Here is a 22,226-nt window from a genome sequence, read left to right as displayed (position 1 = left end):
GTCTAACGACGATACCTCCCGGGCTTTTATCCCTCCGTGTAGACACGGAATATTGACTCCGTGCGTTTCCCCTCGGACCTGCCAGCCTGTTAGTGCTGCGGAACCCTAGAAAACTAATAACAATTATTATGTTACATCGTATGTTAGCAAATTCTGTATTGAAAGGCAACCCTTTTGTGGTTCGGGCACATCTGAAGCTTATTCATCAGCACCCTGTGCTGCCATGCTCTTCCAGAATCACAAAGCCCCAAGGCGATAGTTCAAGCTCGTCCTTTGGCGCGACTGCCCGTCCCGTCAACAGCTCTACCGCAGGGCCATGCGGATACACAAGGGATTGCGGCGCGTCAGAGTAGTTGAAGTAGTAACGCACCGTCTGGTTCTTCTGATTCACGCCTGTCTTGACGATCAGCGGAAAAGCCAGCTCCTGGTCTGCTCCCCATAATCCGGCCTCCTGCACAGCCGCCTTCAGAATGCTCTCCGCCATTTCGCTACTCGTCATGCAGCCGATATAGGTCGCAGTTCCCTGGCCGTACCGGTTCCGTGTAACTGCGGCGTACTCGCCCCAATGCGGGTGATCGTAACGGAGCAGCACCTCCGCCGTTGTCGGCGTGAGCAGTTCCATCCACGACTCCACATTATTGTCTTCCGCGCTGATCGCCGCGCTCTCACTCTTCAGCCGCACCTCATGCGGCGTCACGAACATGCTGTAGCCGATGCCGCAGGCCTCGCTGATGATGCCCGGCTGAACGGTCGTGCGTACCTTGATGACTTCGTCCGCGAATCCGCTTTTGAACGAGTACACCACATGTCCGCCTCGTCTCACGTATTCGTTCAGCCACTCCAGGGCTTCATCGGTAACCGCATACAGCGCCGGAACGATGATCAGACTGTACTCCGACAGACCCGGATAACCCGGCTGAATAAAGTCGCATTCAACGTTCATCCGGTACAATCCATCATACAACCAGCGCACGACATCATTATAGCTCCGGCCGTCCGGCAGCTTGAACCACTCCAATGCTGTCAGGGCTTCATTGCTGACCATCACCGCCACCTTGTTCGGCTTGCGCAGACCATAGAGCTGCCCGCTTAAGCGTGCAAAATCCCGGCCAATGGTGATCGCTTCGTTATACACCGGATTCGGCTGGAAATCATGGCTCAGCAGCCCTTTCCAATACGTCTCTATCGAATTGTGGATGGAGTGCCAATGCCAGTAGGCGACCATGTTCGCACCGGAAGCAAGATGGCTGAAGGCCTGCAGCCGCAATTGGCCCGGATAAGGCGTCCAGTTGGGAAAAGCCTGCGCCTGCGTCTCCAGCACCAGATAATTGCTCCGCTTCAGCGAGCGGGTCATATCGCCGCCGAAGGCGATTTCCGTACCGGTCAGCTCATGCTGTGAGGGATGGTAAATGTCCACGCCGGCGATATCAAAAGCTTGGGCTGCGGCAAAGTGATCCACAGACGGCTGCACCCCAAACGAATGCCCGCGCCACTCAAAATCAAAGTTCTGCGTGACGAACTGTCCCGGCTGCTTGTACTCGTTCACCAGTGCGACCTGCCAGGCAAGAAAATCCGTCACCAGCTTGCGCTGGAAGCGGGCGAACTCCGCCCCCAGACTGCCGTTAATGGTGCCCACTACCGAAGGGAAGTCTTCCCAACTGTTGATCCGGTTGCTCCAGTAATCCAGCCCGAAGCGGCGGTTAATCTCCTCCAGCGTTCCGAAGGTCTCCCGCATATATTTGACGAACAGAAGCTGCACATTCTCTCCGGCCGTATCGTAATGCTTGGTCTCGTTGTCCGTCTGATAGCCGATCACCGCCGGATGCTTGCAGACCCGGCTGATCAGCTTGCGGATAATCCGCTCCGCATGGAACAGGTAGGTGGGGTTCGTAATATCCATGATCTGGCGAGCGCCGTATTTCCCCGGCCCTTTTGGCGTTACGGCCAGGACATCCGGGTGCTCCTTGACCAGCCAGGTGGGAACGGCATAGGTCGGTGTTCCGACGATTACCGCAATCCCCGCAGCATGCATCGCATCCAGCACCCGGTCTACAGAGGTGAAGTCGAATACGCCGTTCTGCGGCTCATGCGTACTCCAGGTCGATTCGGCAATGCGGACCGTATTGATGCCCGCCGCCTTCATCATGGCGATATCCTCGTCCAGCCTCTCGTAAGGCATATATTCGTCGTAATAAGCTACGCCGTAGCGAAGTGTAGTCATGAATGCTTTTTCCTCCCTTGTGGTTTCTCTTGTCATTGTTCTACTCACTCACCCAGGGCCAATCACTTGCAGATTTTTTTGAACCCCTGCGCTTAAAGTTTCAGAAATAACTGGTTTTGGAAACATTCACCCTATTGCCAGGTACCTGAGGTGGAATTTCCTCACTTACCGTTCCTCGCTTCAACAACGGCATTTCTGCCGTTATTTCTGGTCAGATCACCCGATCTTGCTTCAACAACGGCATTTCTGCCGTTATTTCTGGTCAGATCACCCAATCTTGGGTTAACAACGGAGTTTCCGCCGTTATTTCTAGTCAGATCACCCAATCTAGCTCCAACAACGGCATTTTTGCCGTTATTTCTGGTCAGATCACCCAATCTAGCTCCAACAACGGCATTTTTGCCGTTATTTCTGGTCAGATCACCCGATCTTGCTTCAACAACGGCATTTCTGCCGTTATTCTGATTGAAGCCCCTGCTCACTCACCCACCTAAGGTGAACTTAAAAAAAAATAGGGTAGTAGTACGGAGGGGACGTTTGGAACTGTAGGAGCGGAAGCGTCCGCCTTTATGTTTGGATTTCTACCGCAAATCGCGGTTACTATCAGGAAATCCAAACATAACAGCGGCCGAAAGTCCAAACAGTCCCCGCAGTACGACTCAACCCTATTCACAATCTTTAGGTTTACCTTATACATCTCAACCTTTAATTGCGCCCTCAGCAATCCCCTGCATAATAAATTTCTGGAAGAAGCCGTAGATGATGATCACGGGAAGCGCGGTCAGCACCAGTGCCGCCAGAATCAGCGACCATTCCTTGTTGTATTCCCCGAAGAGCGTGTTCGTTGACAGGATCAGGGTATAGTTGTTGGAGTCCGTAAGCATCAGCAGCGGCAGCAGGAAGTCATTCCAGATCCACAGGAAATCGAGAATCGCAATCGTGACCGTAATCGGCACAAGCAGCGGGAAAATAATCCGGAAGAAAGTCTGGAACTCGCCGCAGCCGTCAATTCGCGCAGCCTCCTCCAGCTCGCGGGGAATGGATTTCACAAATCCATGATACAGGAAAATCGCCATATTCACACCAAGGCCGATATAAATCAGGGCCAAGCCGTAGGTGCTGCCGCTGACATGCAGCGCTTTGGCCATCCGGGTCAGCGGAATCATGATCGAATGGAACGGCACCAGCATCGAAGCGATGAAGAGCGAGAAGATCGCAGCACTCAGCTTGCCGGAGGTCCGGGACAGCTTGTAGCCGGCCAGGGCCGCGCAGAAGATAATACCGCCGATGCCGATCACGGATACAATTACCGAGTTCACCGTGCTGTGAAGCAGGTTGATTTTATCAAAAGCCTGGCTGTAGTTCTCGAAATGCAGCTTGGTCGGCAGCGCCATAAAGGATGCGAACATTTCCCCTTGGGTTTTCACCGAATTAATGATCGCCAGATAGATCGGGAAGAAGGAAATTACCGCGCCAATAGAGAGAAACAGGGTAATAAATAACGAGGCCCCTTTTCTTAGTCTCATGCTTCCACCTCTTTTCGTTTCATGACACCAATCTGGATGAAGGTGAAGAGAAGGATAATCACGAACAGAATGACCGATTTGGCGCTGGCGTAGCCGTAACGGAAGTTGTTGGAGAACGCCTCTTCATAAATATTCATCGTGATTACCTGCGTACTACGTCCCGGACCGCCGCCGGTCAAGCCGTACACCGCCTCGAACACCTTGAACGCTCCGTTAAGCGTAAGGAAGAAGCAAATGGTCACCGCATGCGTAATCATCGGCAATGTCACCTTGCGGAAGGTCTGGAACGGGCTTGCGCCGTCAATGACAGCGGCTTCCTTAAGACTTTGCGGCACACCCTGCAGGGCGGCCAGATATATAATCATCATATAGCCGACACCATTCCACAGCGATACGATTATGATCGAATAGAAGGATACCTTAGGATCTCCGATCCACAGCTGATCCAGGAAAGACAGGGCTGTTTTTTCGGCAATTTGCGGCAGCACTTGAGAGAACACGAAGGTCCACATGAAGGCGCTGATAATGGTACTGATCATATTGGGCATGAAGAAAATAGTACGGAAGAAGCCTTTGGTCCGGGTCTTCGTCTCAATGAACACAGCAAGCACAAGCGCGAATACATTTTGTAGAACGATCATGAACAGCACATATTTCAGCGTAAACAACAGCGAATTCACGAAATCAGGGTCATCACGCAGCGCTTCAATGAAGTTGCCGAGGCCAATGAAGGAATAGTTGGGATTCAGTCCATTCCAGTCCGTAAAGCTGTAATACATACCGCCAATCGTGGGAATCATCAGAAACAATAAGTAGATAATAAATGCGGGCGCGACGAAAGCAAGCAGTGAAAGAACATTTTTGTATCTCTTAATCGGCACAGTAACCGCTCCTCTCCTCTATGATGTGGGCAGCAGCAAACAGGGATGGATGAAGCTGGGGTTACCCTCTGTTCTTCCATCCCTGGCAGTCTGCCGCAGCTTATTTGTTTACTTTGTTATAGGACTTCCAAGCTTTGTCGAGTGCCTTCAGAACATCATCCTGCGACATTTGTCCGGCATAATACGCCTGCAGCCCCTTGCCCACTTCATCCTTGACCGATTGCGGAATAGCCGGGTCCTGCACGGATTTGCCCGCTTTTACATAGGTGGTAGCCTCAGTGATCCAAGGATAGCTTTCATAGGTGTGGACCGTGGATACCGGGTTGAATTTGAGCGATTGGAAAAAGGCATTGGATGCCTGATCGTCGAGCACATAGTTCAGGAAATCAAGCGCTACTTCTTTGTTCTTACTGGTAGGCGATACGGCAAGCGATGTCGAAGCGCTGAGATTGATCAGGGTCGCATTGGCATCATCGTTGATTGGCAGCGGAGCTACGCCGAAGTCCAGATCAGGATTCGATTTCAGGATCGTTTCAGCATACCAAGGGCCCATCAGCCACATAGCTCCTTTGCCTGCTGCAAAGGCTGCCGCGCCGTCATCGCCGCCGACCTCGGTCGCTTTTTCCGTGCCGTTCGCATTGATCAGATCGAACACGTCGAAGATCGCTGATTTCATTTCCGTAAAGGAACCTTCATCCTTGTTCATTTTGTTCACGAACTCAGGGTCTTTTGTCTTCATCATCCCGCCCACGGCGAGCGGCAGCACCAGCTGCGGAATCCAGGATTCTTTATAGGAGAGTACGAATGGGGTGATCTTTTTGGCTTTCAGCTTCTCGATGACCGTCTTCATCTCTGTCAGAGTTGTTGGCGGGGTCAGTCCCTGCTCGCTGAAAATTTTCTTGTTGTACAGATATCCCCAGGAGAGAGTTTCCAGCGGCAGCGCCACAACCTTACCGTCTGTAGTGGTCACTGAAGGCTTCACGCTATCAAGGAGCTTGCCGACAAACGGCTGGCTGCTCAGATCCTCCAAATATCCGGCTTTATAGTAGGATGGGATTTCGTTAACGGCATGAATGGCGAAAATATCAGGCGCATCATTGGAAGCCAGCCGTGTCTTCAAAATTTGCGAGGCGTTGTCCGCCGTAGGCATTTCGAGCTGCACGGAGACGTCGATGTTCTTGTCCGTTTTTTCCTTCTTTACAAATTCGGCGATATAGTTATCGTATTGCTCCTTGAAACGGGGCTGAGCGATGAACATTTTGAGCGTTACACTTTTGGCGGCAGCGCTGCCGCTGCCTGTATTTTCTCCGGTTGAAGCGGCTTCATTACCGCCACCGCTGTTGCTGCTGCAGCCTGCAAGCAGAGTAGCGGCAAGGAATGTGCAGAGTAGACCTTTGTTCATCTTTTTCATGCTGTAAGACCTCCCAATGTCTATGTTTTGTTTACGCTTTCATTGTACCCTGATAATGAAAGCGTTTAATTGGACGGAATTACCCTTCGGAGTTGGACATTTTTAAACTGGAGTTTTGCTTGCGCATTTCACCCGGGGCGACGCCGTAATGCTTTTTGAACACTCTGTAGAAATAGCCCACATCCTCGTACCCGGCAAGCTCGGCAACCGTCTTGATTGGAATATTTTCATTAGCCAGCCACTCCTTCGCCTTATCCATGCGCAGCCCGAGAATGTAGTCCGTAACGTTGCAGCCGTATTCCAGCTTGAACACCTTGCTCAAATATTCCTTGCTGACAAAAAAAGCCCGGGCCAGTCCCTCCAGCGTCACCGCCTCGGCAAAATGTCCGTCGATATACTGCCTCACCTCATCAAGGTTCAGCTTATTCTTGAACTTGCGCTGCCCGATCAGCAGCTCAAGACTGCCTCCATAGAGCGCCTTCAGATACGCCTCGACATTCGCCGCTGAAGTAAGTGCTTCATGAGATATTTCCGCCTTCAGCAGCTCATCCTCCAGCCGGTTCCCCCGCATCAGCTCCTTCAACAGCAGCAGCATCTCGCTTGCCGCCTGCCGGAGTGCTCCAGGTCCTTTAGCTCCCCTAAGCTCCAGTTCTCTGCGTATCCCTTCCAGAACAGAATTTACCCCCTCGGCGTTCAATTCGTTGAAATGCACCCGCATTAGCTGCTTGTAGGAAGAGAGGCACAGCGACACATCAATATCCAGCGCATATGCACTCTGCCCCCGCTCAGCCTCCTGCAGCTCCCTCCGGCATTTATCCAGCACAGCGTTCAGCTCCTTTGGGTCAATCGGCTTCAGCAAATAATCCACAGCACCGTAACGGATGGCATTCTGGGCATATTTGAAATCATCATAGCCGCTGACCACGATGACCTTGATCTCAGGGTAGATCTCATGAAGATTATTCATCAGCATGACGCCATCCGCGCCGGGCATGCGCATGTCGGTAATGACGATCTGCGGGGACAGCTCGTCTGTCAGGCGCAGCGCCTCCCGTCCGTCCTCGGCTTCGCCGGCAATCTCCATCCCATGCTCCTCCCAGGAGCCGAACGTCCGCACAATATCCCGGTTCCAGCTCTCGTCATCCACCAGCAGCACTTTTATCATGGCGTTCATCCTTTCGGGGGTCTAAATTGAGTTGGGGAATTCTCAAATTCGGGCTCGGTCGTGACTGCGTGGAATGTTTGGACTTTCGGCCGCTGTTATGGTTGGATTTCCTGATTTTGAACCGCTATTCGCGGTAGAAATCCAACCATAAAGGCGGACGCTACCGCTCCTACAGTTCCAAACTTCCACTCCGCCACTTCTGCCCGAATTCAAAAAAATCACAAACTCAATTTTTTTGTTTGTTATTTAAAGTGGTATGGTCACGGTTACCGTAGTTCCCTGGCCTTCCTTGCTCTCAACGGAGATGCCGTACCTGCCGCCAAAATGCAGATGAATCCGCGAAGCGACATTGCTCAGCCCGATCCGCTCGCCATACGTCCACAGATTTCCGCTGCGGCTGGTAAGCCTGCGCTGCAGCTCGGCAAGCTTGTCTGGCTCAATGCCCACGCCGTTGTCACGGATAATAATGACCGTGTCCTCACCGGCGCGGCTCACTTTGACCTCCAATTCCCAAGGGCCCTCCTGGCGCTCCAGGCCATGAAAAAAAGCATTCTCCACAATAGGCTGCAGGCTAAGCTTCGGAATTAAGCTGTTCAGCGTTCCTTCATCCACCTGGGGCCTGTAGTCCAGCCGGGCAGCGAAGCGCTGCTGCTGGATCTGCATGTAGTTGTTCAAATGGTTCAGCTCCGCCCGCAGCGGCGCAAGATCCTCCGGCTCGCGGATAATATAGCGGAACATATCGCTTAACGAGCGCAGCACGTCGTAGCTCTCTGCCGGACTGTTCTTGAATAGCATGCTGCCAATCATCTGCAGTGTATTTTGCAGAAAATGCGGGTTAATCTGCGCCTGCAGCGCCTTCAGCTCGCTGCTCTTCTTCTCCAGGCTGATCATATATTCCGTGCGGATATGCTCGCGGATGCGGTGCGACATTTGATCCAGCTTCGTCTCCAAGAGGCCGATCTCATCCACACGGTTGCTATGGCGCACACCCCGATCCTTCATCATGCCGAAGCCCTGAATGGAGCGGGCAAGACTGACGATTGGCGTAGCCAGCCGCCAGGCGAGAACGACAGCAAGCAGGACCGCCACACCTATGGAGACAGCGCCTACAATCAAGCCGAAGTTCATGGTCGCCATTGCACTCTGATTAATGAAGCTGTCCGGGATGACGGTGACCAGCTTGAGGCCCACGGGATCAATGGTATTGTAGAACACATATTCATGGTCGCTGCGAAAATATCCCTGACTCTCGCCGGTGTCAGCGATACGGGACAAGGTTCTGGAAGCCGGCGCGCTGCCCCAGGGCTGGTACAGTACCTTGCCATCAGCCCCGGCAATAAATACCGTATGGTCGTTCCCCCTTCCCAGGAGGTTCAGAGTCTGATCAAGCATCCCCCAGCGGATCGCCAGCGAAATGCCGCCCAGCTTCTCCTGATTCTCAAAACGGTTAATGCTGCGGATGAGCTGGAACTTGGTCCCGTCACTGCTGTCCGTGGTGATCATGAAATCCTTGTCCTGGTCGAACAGCTGCTTATAGGGAGCCGGAACAACTGCCGGTGATTGGATATCATTCCTTGAGGCATTGACAGTGAACAGTTTGTTGTATTCCTTCAAATACATCTCCACCCCGACCACATGATTCCCGGCCGAGTAGAACAGATTTGTCAAGGTATCTATAATATTCCGCTGTGCAGTGAACTGGCTGGACAGATTCGGCTCTTCGGCGCTAGCCAGATAATCGCTTAAGTGCGGACTGATCATCACTGTGTAGATCAGATTGTTAAGCTGGGCGAACTGGTCGCCCAAATAAATGCCTGTCCATTTCATATTGGAAAGATTCGTGTTAATGACTTCGGTCTCCATCGAGCGGCGGCTATTCTCGGCAGCAAGCCCCGTTATTGCCACAATGGGAAGGGTGGCTAGAAGAATCATCGTCAAAATGAGCTTATTGCGGATACTGCGCCGGAAAGGACCGGACAGCTTCATCATCCATTTGGCAAGCATAACGCGCCCCAGCCTCCTTGTTTCTCTTGCCGTAGTTTACCCAAGGCAGAGCAGATTAATAGTAACAGAACCGGCCTCGCCTTCCTCTAAAAGAAACCGCTTCCGTTCTCTAAGTATAGAAGGATAGCCTGCAGCGTGCAGCATATTTGCAGCAAAAAACTAACGTCCCGCAAGCCGGACGTTAGTTCCAAGAGAATAATACCTATTCACCAAGCACAAGGGTGTGGAAGGATTCCGCTTCAAGCTGAAGAGAATACTGATCTGATCCGCTGTCTAAATGCAGCATCCGCGCTTCTTTGTAAGGGTTGGCAATGACGAGTACCATTTCGTTCTCCGGCGTGCGGAACGCGATGGCATGGCCGCTCCACGGCCCCTTAAGCCCTGCCCTTACCGAACCCGGAACGGCGAAGCTGGAGAAATGCTTCATCACGTAGTACTCCGGATTGTTGATGGCTTGTCTCGAAGCGGGGTCGATGGTCAGCATGGAGTTCTGCTCCCAGCCCCAGGTGCTGCGCCCTTTCGGCTCAAGTGCCATATTCCAGTAAATATAGGCGTTTACACCGTTCGTGAAATAATGCTGATACAGGCCAAAAATATACTTCGCGTAAAACCAGGTGTTCTCGCCGTCGCCGCATTCATTTTCCGTCTGCATGTACCGCAGCTCGGGGTAGCTCTGCACCGTCCGCTGGATCGCATGCTTGCCGGCCCATTGGTAGCCAACGCCCTTGACGTACTTGTAGGCCTCGGGATCACCCAGCACCACCCCGGCAAAAGCATCGTGATCACTCGATTTCTTTTTCAGCCATTCATCCCACGGCTCCGGGGCGTTGATCGTACCCAGCCAGATTTCCGTCTCCAGTCCATGCTCTTCAAAGGCCGGCCCAAGATAATCGCGGATAAAAATCTTCAGCTGCTCACCGGTCCAGACACAGGACGGGAATTTCTGATCGGCAACCACTTCATTCTGTACATGCACCTGGTGAATGGTAATCCCCTCTGCCCGGTACGCCTCTATAAACTTCACGAAGTACAGCGCGTAAGCGGCAAGTATCTCCGGCTCCCAGCGGAGCGTGCCGTAATTATAAGCCTTTGGAAACTTCATCCAAGTCGGCGGACTCCAGGGAGAAGCGAATAATTTAAGCTCCGGGTTCAGCGCCAGAGCTTCCTTGATATAAGGAATCAGCAGCTTCCGGTCGCGTTCAATAGAGAAATGCTCCATGGCGTAGTCGCCATCCGTTTCGTTCAGGCTGTACCAGTCCAGCGCATAATCGCTGGCCCCGATTGGCAGGCGGCAAATGCTGAAGCGCTGCTCTCCCTCGGGATGGAACAAATTATGCATCACTTTGGCCCGTTCATCATCCGGGAGATGACCCAGTGCGGCAAAGCCGAGCTCATTGAAGCACCCGCCGAAGCCTTCCAGCGTTTGATAGGTGTCGCCTGTAAACGTCAGGTTCGCCACCGCAGTGTTCTCTGTTCCGGGAGCTTGCGCCTCCGGCACGTCACGTTCAGTCCAGGGCGCCTGCTCCGTGCTGGAGAACCATTTAAGCTTTAGTGTAGACATATTGTGAAACCTCCATTGCTGTATTTTTTATAATTTTATTGCTCAATCAATTGAAATGGAAATAGACACCGAATGGTTGCGCTTTCATTATAACTTGAGATTGAGATCAGGTGAATTGGACAATCCGGCAATCCGGGATTGGACTTTTTTAACCTTATATATCGGCGAAAAAAATACAAAAGCAGCAATCCGCAAATGGGAATTGCTGCTTTTGCATTAACTAATCCGAAAATACTGCCTATTTCCAAGAAAATCTACTTCGCCACCAGCGCGTTCAGCTCCCGCAAATCCTGAGCCAAATCGGCTTCAGTATATTTGCCCTGTCCAAAGCCGATCATCGCGCGCAGCGGCATGTATTTCATCATCGCGATGAACATGTCCGGGTTATCCTCCATCGCACTTTCCAGCCCAAAAATACTGCTGAATTTCTTCGCCGTCTCTGCCGTAAGCGGATTGTCCAGCAGGTCGCCGACTGTTGTGTTGCGGTGGAAGCGCACTGCAATTTCGGTGCTGGAGCTCACTTCAAGCGAAGCGCTCAGCCGGATATCGCGTGAAGAGGAACCGACAGAAATATGGAAGCCGCCGCTCTCCACATGCCAATCGCCAAGCTCCACGTTGTAGTAGGCAAAGGCGCGTTTATCCAGTGTAAAAGAAACCTCCCGCGCTTCCCCCGGCTGCAGCTCCAGCTTCTGGAAGCCTTTCAGCTCCTGCAGCGGACGAATGACACTGCTCTGCACATCGCTGACATAGAGCTGCACGATTTCCTGGCCGGTCCGGGTGCCGGTATTCTTCACGGTTACACTAACCTGCACGGTTTCCGTATCGTTGATGCTGGTTTTATCCAGCTTCAGCCCGCTGTACTCGAATTCGGTGTAGCTCAGACCGAAGCCGAACGGGAACAGCGGCTCGATTTCTTTTTTATCATAATAGCGGTAGCCGACGAACAAACCTTCCTTGTACTCCACCTTGTCGCCTTCGCCCGGGAAGTTCAGGAATGACGGATTATCGCTCAGCTTCACCGGGAATGTCTCGGCCAGCTTGCCGCTTGGACTCACCTCGCCGAAGAGCAGATCGGCAACTGCTCCGCCGAAGGCCTGACCGCCCAGATAGCCCTCAAGAATCGCTTTTGTCTTGCCAATCCAAGGCATGATCACGGGAGAGCCGTTGCTCAGCACGACGATAACATTCTCCTGAACCTCAGCAACCGCGCCGATCAGCGCGACATGGCTGTCCGGCAGCGACAAATGGCTGCGGTCATAGCCCTCCGACTCATAGCGGTCCGGCAAGCCAAGGAACAGTACGGCAGCATCTGCTTTGGCCGCTGTTTCCCGCGCTTCCTGCAGCAGCACCTCATTGATCCCATCGCTGTCAAGCTCATAGCCCTGCGCGTACAGGAAGCTTGCAGCATCTCCCGCCACCGACTGCAGTTCGGCAAAAGCATCATCCAGCCTGGTTGGATTTACGTGCGAGCTGCCCCCGCCCTGATAACGCGGCTTCTTGGCGAACTCACCGATGACAGCCAGCGTGCCTTTTTTGGCAAGCGGCAGTATATGGTCTTCGTTCTTAAGCAGCACCATGCTCTCACGGGCCACTTCTCGTGCCAGACGGTGATGCTGCCCGGGATCAACTGCCGCCTGCTCCCGGCGGTTCTCCACACTTTTGAAAACATAGGACAACACCCGCTCCACAGCCAAATCCAGCGTTTCCATGGACAGCTCGCCGCTGTTCACGGCGGCTACGATTTTGGCGTCGCCGATGCCGCCGCTGGACGGCATTTCCAGCTCCAGTCCGGCCTGCAGCGCCTTCACCCGCTCATTGACCGCACCCCAGTCAGATACCACGAAACCTTCGAAGCCCCATTCATCACGGAGAATCCGGGTCAGCAGCGTTTCGCTTTCCGAAGCGTATTCGCCATTAACGCGGTTGTAAGAGCACATGACACTCCACGGCTGACTCTGCTTCACCGCCCCTTCAAAGCTTGCCAGATAAATTTCCCGCAGCGTGCGCTCATCAATGACAGCATCCGTAGACATGCGGCGGTGCTCCTGGTTATTGGCGGCAAAATGCTTCAGCGACGTCCCCACACCCTGGCTCTGCACACCCTTGATATGATTCGCAGCCATTTCGGAGGACAAATACGGATCTTCCGAAAAATATTCAAAATTGCGCCCGTTCAGCGGTGAGCGCTTGATGTTTGCACCTGGCCCGAGCAGGATGGATACATCCTCCGCCTGGCATTCCCGGCCCAGCGCTTCACCTACCCGTCCGATCAGCTCCCGGTTCCAGGTTGAAGCCAGGCCTGCCGCAGATGGAAAACAGGTAGCCGGCACACTGTTATGGAGTCCAAGATGGTCTGCACTCTCTGCCTGCTTGCGCAGGCCATGTGGACCGTCCGTGACCATCAATGAGGGAATACCCAACCGTTCAATACCTTTGGTATGCCAGAAATCCAGTCCGGAGCAGAGTCCGGCTTTCTCTTCAAGCGTCATTTGCGAGATCAGGTTGTGAATGTCAGTCTTCATTATGGGCCTCCTTGAAAGTGCTTACTTTTCTCCATTCTAATATACTTCCCCAGCGTTTTATGGCATTATCATTGTATGTTTGGTATTTTCATTGGATCGGAGCTGCAGAACCTATGCTTGATAACATAGCAGAAGATGAAAGGATACCTTATATCTGCAGAGTAATGTCCGAGTCCTGCCGGGTTCCGGCGGTTTGGCTGGATGCAGAGGACGCAGTCAAGGGATTGCTGCCGCAGCCGTTCGAGGACCGGCCTCCGGTTGAAGGCGGCAAAGGACTGCTTGCCGAAATAACGGAGCATATTCAAACCATTCCTATCAGCAACAATGAAACGGGAGCAGCCCTTCCACTCATCCACACCACGGCTTACCTGGAAAATTTCATCGTGCTCCCGCTTGCCGGAGAGCTGAAGCAGGCCGGGGCCATCATCGTCGGGCCTTCACTGTTCGCTCCCTTCACCAGCGAGAATGCGGCAAGCCTGCTGCACGACCATAACATTCCGCCGGGACGGCAGGAAGGCTGGCTTCGCTATTATCAAGGGCTGCCCGTACTGGACCGGATGCGGTTGTATCATGCCGCTATGCTGCTGCATACGCTAGTTACAGGCCAAGCCTTGTCCCTCAGCGAGCTGCTGCTGCAATCACAGTCCGCCCCTCCCATGCAGCTTCCCGAAGAAGGTAGTGATCTTAACCTGTCCTACCGGCGCGAAAACATCTGGCTGCACCATGACCCGATGCTGGAGCGCGAGCTGTTCCGGCACATCCGCAATGGGAGTAAAGCCGAGCTGCTGCGGACCCACGCCACCTTTTCCGAAGAGCAATTTGGACGTCTCTCCAAGAAAAGCCAGCTCCGCAGCAAAAAAAATCTCGCCATCTCCTCAATTACACTTGCGACCCGCGCCGCGATTGAAGGAGGGCTGCTCTGGGAAATCGCCTTCACACTGAGCGACTTTCATATTCAGCACATCGAAGAGCTGACGGATATTCCGGCTGTGGAACGCGCCCAGCTTGCCGCACTTTGCGATTTTGCCGATCATGTGAAGGACAACCGCAGGTCGAAGCTCTCCCGCACGTCCGCACTGTGCCAGAATTATATTTTTAACCATTTATATGAAGAGCTTACGCTGGGTACGCTCGCCGGGGTCGCCGGACTTAACGCCAGCTACCTCTCCCAGCAGTTCAAGAAGGAGACCGGCATTGCCGTCAGCGATTACATCCAGCGGGAACGGATTGAGGAGGCCAAGCGCCTGATGGAGCTGCCGGGCATCACTCTGTCGGATATCGCCACCCGGCTCCATTTCAACGACCAGAGCTATTTTACCAAAGTGTTCAAAAAATTCACCGGCATGACGCCCAAGCAGTTTCGGCAAGACCGGGGCATAACCATCTAAGGAGCAGCGGTTCAGAATGCCCCAAGGCTTCAATAATATGGTACAATTCTATAGAACGGAATTTAGCTTTGTACGGAGTAAATCGAAGAAGATTAGGCTAACAAAACTAAGTCTATGCTTCCGAAGCAAGTTTTGTCGAAGTAAATCGAAGGTGTATTTGGCTAACAAAACTTTTAGGAGTGATACTATTGGGCATTGGCATCATTTTTATTGGAGTGATTGTCTACATCGTCGTTCAAGCCGTTGTAAAAGATAACAGCAACAAAAAGCGCAGAAGCGGAAGGTACAGGAATGATTCCGCAGACAGTTTTTTCTATACGGGTGCCGGGATGGATTTCACTCCGGATGACAACCACAAGCCTCACTCCGGCAATCATCATGATGGAAGCGGGCATCACGGCCATAGCAGTGGCGGCAGCAGTTGGGGTAGCGGTCATGGCAGTCACGGCGGCTGGGATGGCGGCGGTCACAGCCACGGCGGTCATGACAGCGGCGGCTTTGGCGGTGGTGGTCATGATGGCGGGGGTGGCGGAGGCGGAGATTAAATCCGCAAGCTGCATCATCAGTTTCACAACAAAGCCCCCTCAATAAGTCAAAATGCCCCGTATCCTCTGAATAATCTGAGGGTAAGGGGCATTTTTATTTTGCGAAAAGTTATTCTACACGCTGAATTTGAAGCGGCTAAGCAGAACCTCGCCGGTAAAGCTCAGATAGACGTCCGTATTTCCGGCTTCGATGCCCACAAGAACGGTCAGACTCTTCCACTCCTGCAGCCCGCCGCCTGACGGAATCTCTAGCGTACCCGCCAATTTTCCTGATGGACCTCCGGTTCTGATCTCGATGCTGCCGCCTTTCGCGGAGGACACAAGCCCCTGGAACAATGTCGCACCCTTGTCAAACTGCACATCCTTGAAGGCGATCCAGGCCCCGTCCGCTACCGGATGAACGGATGCACCGCCCGCCTTGCATTCATCCAGATACACTTTTTCATAATCGTCATAGTTCTCTGCTTTGACTTCTTGATAGAGGTTACGCGCAGGAATCGTCTCTCCATGAATGTACACCTTGCCGGTCAACTGAATGTCGCTTGAGGAGCGGCCAATCATCAGCTCGTATTCACCGGTCTCCACACAGTATTGTTCCCGTGTCACATCCCAGAAGGCCAGCTCGGCTACAGGCAGCGTAAAGGTTACGGTCTGCTTTTGACCTGCGGCGAGATGAAGCTTTTCAAAACCCTTCAGTTGCTTCAGCGGACGCTTAACCCGCGAGGACAAGGCATGCACATAGAACTGAACGACCTCGTCTCCGGCGGTAACACTGGTATTTTCAATCTGGACCGACAGTTGAATCTTTCCGTCCTGCTCCAGTTCCTTGTCTGCCAGTGACAGATTGCTGTAGGCAACCTTCGTGTAGCTCAGTCCATGACCGAACGGATACAGCGGCTCGCCGTCAAAATACATGTAAGTCCGTTTGCCTTTAATAATATCGTAATCCATCAGGTCGGGAAGCTGCTCCACGGAACGGTACCAGGTCATATTCAGCTTGCCTGAAGGGCTATAGTCGCCGAACAGCACATCCGCTACCGCGTTGCCCAGCTCCTGTCCGCTGTGGGAGGTATACAGCACCGCCGGAATATTCTTGTCAATCCAGGTGGAAGAAATCGGATAGCTGCCTACAATCACTACTACCGTATTCGGATTGGCTGCGTGTACCGCTTTGACCAGACGCTCCTGCTCTTCCGGCAGCACAATATCCGGTCTGTCGATTTCTTCCTTGCCGTTCAGCAGCGGATGGTTGCCTACGAATACAACTGCGACTTCAGCAGCCTTAGCGGTAGCAGCCGCAGCTTCTATGCCGCTCACGACTGTATTTTTGCGGAAGGAACGTTCTTCAGCGCTGGTATCCTCTGCACCAACCCGGAGTGTCCCGTCCTCTGCATCAATAGAGATCAGCTTGTCATTCCAGGTCCGCAGACTTACAGCACCGTCAGCTTCCGGCACCAGATTCAGCGATTCCTTCACGTACCAGCCATAGATTTCATCTGCAGAGGCTGTCAGGGTATCGGCATCGCTCAGCGTAACATACTGTCCCCGGCTGGTCGCCTCCAGCGTATGGGCTGTCCAGCCCCAAGCCGTGTGGCGGAACATTTCCCCGCGCTCAAGTGCATCATACAGCACAGCCAGCCTGCCATCCTCACCGGTCATTCCCACGGCTTTGCCATTTGCCGCCGACGTCAGGATAATCCGGTCATCGCCGCTCTCAAAAGCAACCTGCTTCCCGGCAAGCTTCTTGCGTACCCCCTGCAAAGGCGTAACGCCATATGCCAAAGTGCCGGAATACCAGTCTCTGAAGGCTTCATCCGCCAGCGGTCCGATGAGCGCCACTTTGGACAGCTTTGTTTTGCTGAGCGGAAGGGTGGCATTGTCATTCTTCAGCAGCACAATAGACTGCTTCGCCGCTTCCAGCGATAGCTCGCTGTGCTCCTTGCTCAGAATTACGGAATCGTCGATAGCTGCATACGGGTTGCCTTCCTCAGGATCGAACTCGCCCAGACGGAAACGGACCCGGAAGGTATTGAACAACGCACGGTCGATATCCGCTTCAGTAAGATGACCTTCATTCAGCGCCTGATGAATAACCTTAATCGTCTCTTCCGTCTCTTCAGTCACACTGTCGATACCGTTCTGGATGGATTCAGCCATAGACTGGGCGAACGATTCATAATACTTATGGTCCTTCACAATCCCGAACAAATCCCCGGCATCGCTTACAATAAAGCCATCCATTTCCCATTCGCCCTTCACAATCTCCATGACCGCCGGATGCAAAATCACCGGTACACCGTTCACCGAGTTGTAGGCGGTCATCATCGACTGTGCGCCGCCTTCCTTGAAGGCAGGCTTGAACGCCTCAAGGTAATACTCGCGCATATTGCGCGGATCAATGCTGGATGAATCCACTCCACGGTTAATCTCATTGTTGTTGCCAAGAAAATGCTTCAGCGTTGCTACCGCTTTCAAGTACTTGGGATGATCCCCTTGAATCCCTTTGACAAGCGCGGTGCTGAGGCGGCCAGTTAATGCAGGGTCTTCGCCGTAAGCCTCTTCCGTTCTTCCCCAGCGCGGATCACGCTCCATATCTACTGTAGGCGCCCAAAGGGTGAGGCCGTTAACTGTCGGATTTTTCCGGTAAAAAGCTCTGGCCTCGTCACCGATCGCCGCACCAATCTTGTGCAGCAGCTCCGTGTTCCAGGTGCAAGCGAGACCGCCAGGCTGTGGAAAAGAGGTCGCTTTGCCCAGCCAGGAAATGCCATGTGCCCCCTCCGTACCGTGCTTGTAGCCGCCGATTCCAAGACGCTCGATGGCTGCTTGATATTGTGGCATCAGGCTTACCTTCTCATCCAGCGTTAATCTGGACAGCAGGTCCTGAACGCGTTCATTCAGCTGCAGCTCAATTTGTTGAAAAGGATATATTGCTGTTTCCATTCAAGTAGACACTCCTTTTGATCTCTATGACAACGGTTTCAGATTATCTTTTCCATCATAAAAGATTCCCTCCGGGAGCGACACCAGCACAATTGACAGAAAAATCAGTTCAAAATTAGAGATTTGCGGTGATGAGCTGCGTCTGAGGACGAGAGCTCCGAGGGGGCGGGACAACAACGGCATTTCTGCCGTTGTTCTAGGGCATCCCGCTCGCGGCGGCTCCAACAACGGCATTTCTGCCGTTGTTCCAGGGCATCTCGCTCGCGGCGGCTTCAACAACGGCATTTTTGCCGTTGTTCGGGGGCATTCCGCTCGCCGCGGCTTCAACAACGGCATTTCTGCCGTTGTTCCCGGGCATCCCGCGCACACACTTCGCTCACCATAGCTGGTCGTCCGAGAATGAATGAATAACCTCATAACGGCAGACCCTCTTGCCGCTATTCGTAGGTACAGGTCTAAGTCTCCCTTTTGCACACAGCGCCTGCAGTGCATTTCGAACCGTCCGCAGGTTGACTCCAAGCTCCTTGACCAGTTCCACCGGACGGATTACTCCATCCCTGGAGACCGCAAGCCGGATGATCTCGCGTTCCAGACGAGTAAATGACTCTACTGTGTGCTTCCCGCTTAGAAACGGGGCCAATAGTGACCTCATCAGCGAAATCGTAAGCTGCGGGCTGTCTTCAAGGTCATCATAAGGAATTGCTACTACCCGAAATCCGGCAATTTGCAGGAAAGTTTCCCGGTTAAGCTCCTGTCGGTAACGTCGGCGATCCATATTTTGCACATGGGGCCCGTAGCCCTTCACTTCAAATGCAAATTTCACCTGTCCCGGCTTCCAGACAAAGTCAACAAAATACGGCCGGCCCCGAAAGTCCACCACCTCATATTCAGGGTGCAAATCCTGCAGGGACCCCATCATCGGCCACCATACCTGCTCCAAAAACATTCGCTCTCCGTGACCATGCCCCCGTTCCAGCCTATCCCTGCGTTCGCCCTTTCTTCGCTTCGTATGATACTCAAGCCATCCGCTGTACTCTTCTTGAAATCCCATAACACACACTCCCCTTCCTTTGGGCACAAAAAAATCCCGCACCCATGTAGCATGAGTACGGGACGTGCTTCGTCCTACTTTTAAGTTAGTATATTGTTTATGGAGAGTGAAAGTCAATAATTTCCTGTAATTTCAGAATCCCGATTCCGCCTGCTTCATTAACCTTAAACTCTTCACCGTTCCCCCTCAACTAGTCAAAAACCTCCGCGCATCCGGCGATAGGTTGGCGAAATCAACTGCGCCGCTGGCAGTGGCAAAAGTCCCCTCCAGACCAGGCTCAAGCGGACGGCTGCGGACCTCGCTGGGGGATAACCCGTACCTCGCCTTGAACACCTTGTGAAAATAGGAATACGTGCCGAACCCGCAGCTCCCGGCGATGTTTTCCAATCCAAGGTCGGTATAGCGAATCTGCTCCAGGGCGTTCGACAACCGGATCTCCTGCACATAGTGAATAATAGTATAACCCGTCAGCTCTTTAAAAAGATGCACCGCCCGGGACACGCTAAGTCCTGCAGCCTCGGCAACATCCTTTACCCGCAGCGGGCGTAGCGCATGCTCATTGATATATCGCCGCATCAGCATCACTATTTCGTTAGAATGACCCTGATCATCCTCACGGGAGCCGGAATCCACCGGCAGGCGGTCGAGCGACAAACATAAAGCGCAGAGCAGATGACGGATCAGCTCAGAATTGTCCTGCACACGCCGGTGATGCTCGATATTGAGCTGCTGCCATAAAGACAGCATGCCGGCATCCAGATGAATTTTTTGCTGAATCGGCCGTGGCTTTGCCTTCCACCAGTCTTCAATCCATGAGCCTTCGCAGAGCATAAAATAATCGCCGCTCTCAAGTCTCCCGTCCATTGTCCCTACCTCTAAATGATAAGGCTCCCCGGGGCGGTAAATCAGCAAATCACCGGGTTCTATGAGCTTCATTTTTCCGTTCACCAGTGCCCGGCAACTGCCAACCACCTGCAGGCGAAGCAGAAAAAAGGGAGGCGGCTTAAAGGAAGTTTTAAACGGAAGAGTATGAAAAGAATATGCACAGGCATGCAGCCTCAAGTCCAAGCTTATCACCGTCCAGCCAAATAGTAGAGGTATTCAAGCAGATAAAACATTCTGTAAACACCGATAATTAACTATACTATAATCAAATAAAAGATATAGCCGCAAGCTGTACCTGAAGGAGTCTCACACGTTTATGTTAAATCGAACCCGCAATCTTTTGCTGATTCCAAGCTATCCCGTCTTTATGGCCTGCATGCTGCTGCAGGGCATGGCGATCTCCATTAGCGCACCCTTTTTAGCAGTGTATTTCACCACAGAGCTGGGTGTCTCCGCCGGAACATTCGGTGTTTTCACCGCCGTGACTATCGTAAGCGGCGTGTGGCTCAGCATGATAATTGCCAAACGCTCCGACAGCGGCCTGAACCGCAAAAAGTTAATGGTTGCCTCTATGTTTTTTAATGCACTGGCTTTTGCCGGTTACCTGTTTATTCATGATTTTTATTGGCTGCTGCTTTATATGACCGTATTCACAGCCATCGGTGCTCCGGCTATGCCTCAGCTTTTTGCCAGTGCGCGCGAGGCCGTCAATGCCAGCCGGTCCGCCGATCATGCTTTTGCCAATTCATTTCTCCGCTCGATGTTTTCCTTAGGATTTATCGCCGGTCCGTTAGTCGGCTCGATTCTCATTGCTCATTTCGGGTTTCAGGGCATCTTTATGAGCACCACGCTGGTCTTTCTTCTAAATGCGCTTTTGATGCTTGGATTTGTAAAAAGCCCTGCCGCCGTCCAGCGGCCAACAGCCAGCAGCCCGCGCCAGCCGGTCAAGCTGCATCAGAACCCCAGAGTGCTTATCCCTTCTCTCGTGGTGACACTGTTATATTCGGGGCAATGGATGAACAATTTAAATATTTCGCTGTTCATCACCAATACACTCGGAGGCAACACGCAGAATGTCGCCTCACTATCCAGTATATGTGCGCTGCTTGAAATCCCGTTGATGCTTGTCTTGGGCCTGTTATCCGCCAAATATTCCGCCCGCCTGCTCATGATCTGGGGAAGCGTGCTGGGTGTCGTCTATTACATAGTAGTGCTTACCTCAACAGCTCTATGGCAGATTATCGCCGGGCAGGTGCTGCTGGCCTTTTTTGTAGCCGTCATTTCCGCTATCGGCATCAGCTATATTCAGGATCTGCTCCCGGATTTGCCCGGATATGCTTCAACGCTGTTCACGAACTCTACCACCATCGGAAGACTGGCAGGCAACCTGCTGGGAGGGGCGGCAGCGCAATGGTTCGGATACCGCAACGCCTACTGGGGCTGCCTGCTGCTGATTGTTGCCGCTCTGGGTTTGCTGGTAATCCCCCGCCGTTCACCCGCAGAACAGGCAGGCCACTCTGCCAGCATCACATAACAGCAGGAATCTGCAATGAAATCATGGGCAAAAAAACAAGCATCCATTATCGGCAAGGCCGGATGGAGGCTTGTTTTTGACTTACTTACATAAAGAGCTCTGCCCTTCTCTCACTGGATATTTCAAAAACAACAAGACTGATAATGAGTAAATTGATAATCACCACTAAGAGGAAATTCATGTCTGCATCTTTCCTAATAAACAATCTGGTAATCAGGAACCCAATGGATATCCCCTCACCAATCAAATTTATCGGCAACCATAAAAGAGGGGCGAATGCCACGATAATAAAAGGGTCCCATACTCTGCTTAGGATAAGAAATCCGGCCATGCAAATAAGCTGGACCCCTGGCCACACCATGATTAATGTACTGATTCTGGCCGACCTTTCTATCAAAAACCCCAGTGTTATTCCAATGCCAATTAACAAAACAATAAACATAATCGAAACACTTACAGGCACACTGGAATGGCCGAAAAACCCACTATCAAAATCTTCGAATACGTCACGGCCCACTCCAAAGCAAATTATGCAAAGAATAATAAGAATACCGCCTGAAATAACCTTATCTGATCGTTTCATACTACTTCC

General features: G+C 52.5%; 17 protein-coding genes and 1 riboswitch. Of the genes, 2 read left to right on the top strand and 15 right to left on the bottom strand.

Annotated elements, in window-relative coordinates:
* Window positions 1-13 precede the first annotated feature (13 nt).
* Window positions 14-120, bottom strand: a riboswitch (guanidine-I (ykkC/yxkD leader).
* An 85-nt stretch (window positions 121-205) separates the two neighbouring features.
* The 9 genes from AC0LWN_RS09675 to AC0LWN_RS09635 form a co-directional block, all read right to left on the bottom strand.
* A complete protein-coding gene (locus tag AC0LWN_RS09675; protein ID WP_474664658.1) occupies window positions 206-2,221 on the bottom strand; it encodes a beta-galactosidase in 2,016 nt (671 codons plus the stop codon).
* Between the two features lie 161 nt (window positions 2,222-2,382).
* The gene (locus AC0LWN_RS09670; RefSeq protein ID WP_474664656.1) at window positions 2,383-2,703 is read right to left on the bottom strand and encodes a hypothetical protein; all 321 of its coding nucleotides are present in this window, start codon (window positions 2,701-2,703) and stop codon (window positions 2,383-2,385) included.
* A gap of 216 nt (window positions 2,704-2,919) precedes the next feature.
* Window positions 2,920-3,747: a carbohydrate ABC transporter permease gene (locus AC0LWN_RS09665; RefSeq protein WP_474664654.1), complete on the bottom strand. Its 828-nt coding sequence runs from the start codon at window positions 3,745-3,747 to the stop codon at window positions 2,920-2,922.
* The gene (locus AC0LWN_RS09660) at window positions 3,744-4,628 is read right to left on the bottom strand and encodes a carbohydrate ABC transporter permease (RefSeq protein WP_474664652.1); all 885 of its coding nucleotides are present in this window, start codon (window positions 4,626-4,628) and stop codon (window positions 3,744-3,746) included. Before AC0LWN_RS09660 ends, AC0LWN_RS09665 begins: the two co-directional genes overlap by 4 nt.
* Window positions 4,629-4,728: 100 nt before the next feature.
* Complete coding sequence (locus AC0LWN_RS09655; protein ID WP_458964669.1) at window positions 4,729-6,039, bottom strand: ABC transporter substrate-binding protein; 1,311 nt, start codon at window positions 6,037-6,039, stop codon at window positions 4,729-4,731.
* 79 nt (window positions 6,040-6,118) lie between these two features.
* The gene (locus AC0LWN_RS09650) at window positions 6,119-7,204 is read right to left on the bottom strand and encodes a response regulator transcription factor (RefSeq protein WP_474664650.1); all 1,086 of its coding nucleotides are present in this window, start codon (window positions 7,202-7,204) and stop codon (window positions 6,119-6,121) included.
* 246 nt (window positions 7,205-7,450) lie between these two features.
* A complete protein-coding gene (locus tag AC0LWN_RS09645) occupies window positions 7,451-9,208 on the bottom strand; it encodes a sensor histidine kinase (protein WP_474664648.1) in 1,758 nt (585 codons plus the stop codon).
* Between the two features lie 202 nt (window positions 9,209-9,410).
* Window positions 9,411-10,769 (bottom strand): glycoside hydrolase family 30 protein, encoded by a 1,359-nt coding sequence (locus tag AC0LWN_RS09640; protein WP_474664646.1) that lies wholly within the window; start codon window positions 10,767-10,769, stop codon window positions 9,411-9,413.
* Between the two features lie 254 nt (window positions 10,770-11,023).
* A complete protein-coding gene (locus AC0LWN_RS09635) occupies window positions 11,024-13,291 on the bottom strand; it encodes a glycoside hydrolase family 3 C-terminal domain-containing protein (RefSeq protein ID WP_474664644.1) in 2,268 nt (755 codons plus the stop codon).
* 113 nt (window positions 13,292-13,404) lie between these two features.
* Between AC0LWN_RS09635 and AC0LWN_RS09630 the strand changes: the two genes are divergently transcribed.
* Window positions 13,405-14,679: a helix-turn-helix domain-containing protein gene (locus AC0LWN_RS09630; RefSeq protein WP_474664642.1), complete on the top strand. Its 1,275-nt coding sequence runs from the start codon at window positions 13,405-13,407 to the stop codon at window positions 14,677-14,679.
* A 185-nt stretch (window positions 14,680-14,864) separates the two neighbouring features.
* On the opposite strand, the gene AC0LWN_RS09625 is transcribed toward AC0LWN_RS09630, so the two are convergent.
* The 5 genes from AC0LWN_RS09625 to AC0LWN_RS09605 form a co-directional block, all read right to left on the bottom strand.
* Window positions 14,865-15,251: a hypothetical protein gene (locus AC0LWN_RS09625; protein ID WP_474664640.1), complete on the bottom strand. Its 387-nt coding sequence runs from the start codon at window positions 15,249-15,251 to the stop codon at window positions 14,865-14,867.
* An 87-nt stretch (window positions 15,252-15,338) separates the two neighbouring features.
* Complete coding sequence (locus AC0LWN_RS09620; RefSeq protein WP_474664638.1) at window positions 15,339-18,164, bottom strand: glycoside hydrolase family 3 protein; 2,826 nt, start codon at window positions 18,162-18,164, stop codon at window positions 15,339-15,341.
* A 196-nt stretch (window positions 18,165-18,360) separates the two neighbouring features.
* On the bottom strand, window positions 18,361-18,531 hold the full coding sequence (locus AC0LWN_RS09615; protein WP_474664636.1) for a hypothetical protein: 171 nt from the start codon (window positions 18,529-18,531) through the stop codon (window positions 18,361-18,363).
* 9 nt (window positions 18,532-18,540) lie between these two features.
* Entirely contained in the window at window positions 18,541-19,215 is a 675-nt protein-coding gene (locus AC0LWN_RS09610) for a hypothetical protein (RefSeq protein WP_474664634.1), read from the bottom strand.
* A gap of 186 nt (window positions 19,216-19,401) precedes the next feature.
* Entirely contained in the window at window positions 19,402-20,292 is an 891-nt protein-coding gene (locus AC0LWN_RS09605) for a helix-turn-helix domain-containing protein (protein ID WP_474664632.1), read from the bottom strand.
* A gap of 124 nt (window positions 20,293-20,416) precedes the next feature.
* Here AC0LWN_RS09605 and AC0LWN_RS09600 point away from each other — a divergent pair, with 124 nt between their 5' ends.
* Window positions 20,417-21,634: a sugar efflux transporter gene (locus tag AC0LWN_RS09600; RefSeq protein WP_474664630.1), complete on the top strand. Its 1,218-nt coding sequence runs from the start codon at window positions 20,417-20,419 to the stop codon at window positions 21,632-21,634.
* An 85-nt stretch (window positions 21,635-21,719) separates the two neighbouring features.
* Here AC0LWN_RS09600 and AC0LWN_RS09595 read toward each other — a convergent pair whose 3' ends face one another.
* Window positions 21,720-22,217 (bottom strand): hypothetical protein, encoded by a 498-nt coding sequence (locus AC0LWN_RS09595; protein ID WP_474664628.1) that lies wholly within the window; start codon window positions 22,215-22,217, stop codon window positions 21,720-21,722.
* Window positions 22,218-22,226 lie beyond the last annotated feature (9 nt).

It is taken from the genome of Paenibacillus sp. sgz302115 (genome assembly GCF_056120445.1).
The sequence above is the reverse complement of the archived record's forward strand: the minus strand, read 5'-3'. Positions and strand labels throughout refer to the sequence as shown.

Bases quoted from the DNA above. Each gene is read 5' to 3' on its own strand.
- AC0LWN_RS09675 (WP_474664658.1), bottom strand. From the start codon at position 2,221: ATGACTACACTTCGCTACGGCGTAGCTTATTACGACGAATATATGCCT.
- AC0LWN_RS09665 (WP_474664654.1), bottom strand. From the start codon at position 3,747: ATGAGACTAAGAAAAGGGGCCTCGTTATTTATTACCCTGTTTCTCTCT.
- AC0LWN_RS09655 (WP_458964669.1), bottom strand. From the start codon at position 6,039: ATGAAAAAGATGAACAAAGGTCTACTCTGCACATTCCTTGCCGCTACT.
- AC0LWN_RS09650 (WP_474664650.1), bottom strand. From the start codon at position 7,204: ATGATAAAAGTGCTGCTGGTGGATGACGAGAGCTGGAACCGGGATATT.
- AC0LWN_RS09645 (WP_474664648.1), bottom strand. From the start codon at position 9,208: ATGCTTGCCAAATGGATGATGAAGCTGTCCGGTCCTTTCCGGCGCAGT.
- AC0LWN_RS09640 (WP_474664646.1), bottom strand. From the start codon at position 10,769: ATGTCTACACTAAAGCTTAAATGGTTCTCCAGCACGGAGCAGGCGCCC.
- AC0LWN_RS09635 (WP_474664644.1), bottom strand. From the start codon at position 13,291: ATGAAGACTGACATTCACAACCTGATCTCGCAAATGACGCTTGAAGAG.
- AC0LWN_RS09630 (WP_474664642.1), top strand. From the start codon at position 13,405: ATGCTTGATAACATAGCAGAAGATGAAAGGATACCTTATATCTGCAGA.
- AC0LWN_RS09620 (WP_474664638.1), bottom strand. From the start codon at position 18,164: ATGGAAACAGCAATATATCCTTTTCAACAAATTGAGCTGCAGCTGAAT.
- AC0LWN_RS09610 (WP_474664634.1), bottom strand. From the start codon at position 19,215: ATGGGATTTCAAGAAGAGTACAGCGGATGGCTTGAGTATCATACGAAG.
- AC0LWN_RS09600 (WP_474664630.1), top strand. From the start codon at position 20,417: ATGTTAAATCGAACCCGCAATCTTTTGCTGATTCCAAGCTATCCCGTC.
- AC0LWN_RS09595 (WP_474664628.1), bottom strand. From the start codon at position 22,217: ATGAAACGATCAGATAAGGTTATTTCAGGCGGTATTCTTATTATTCTT.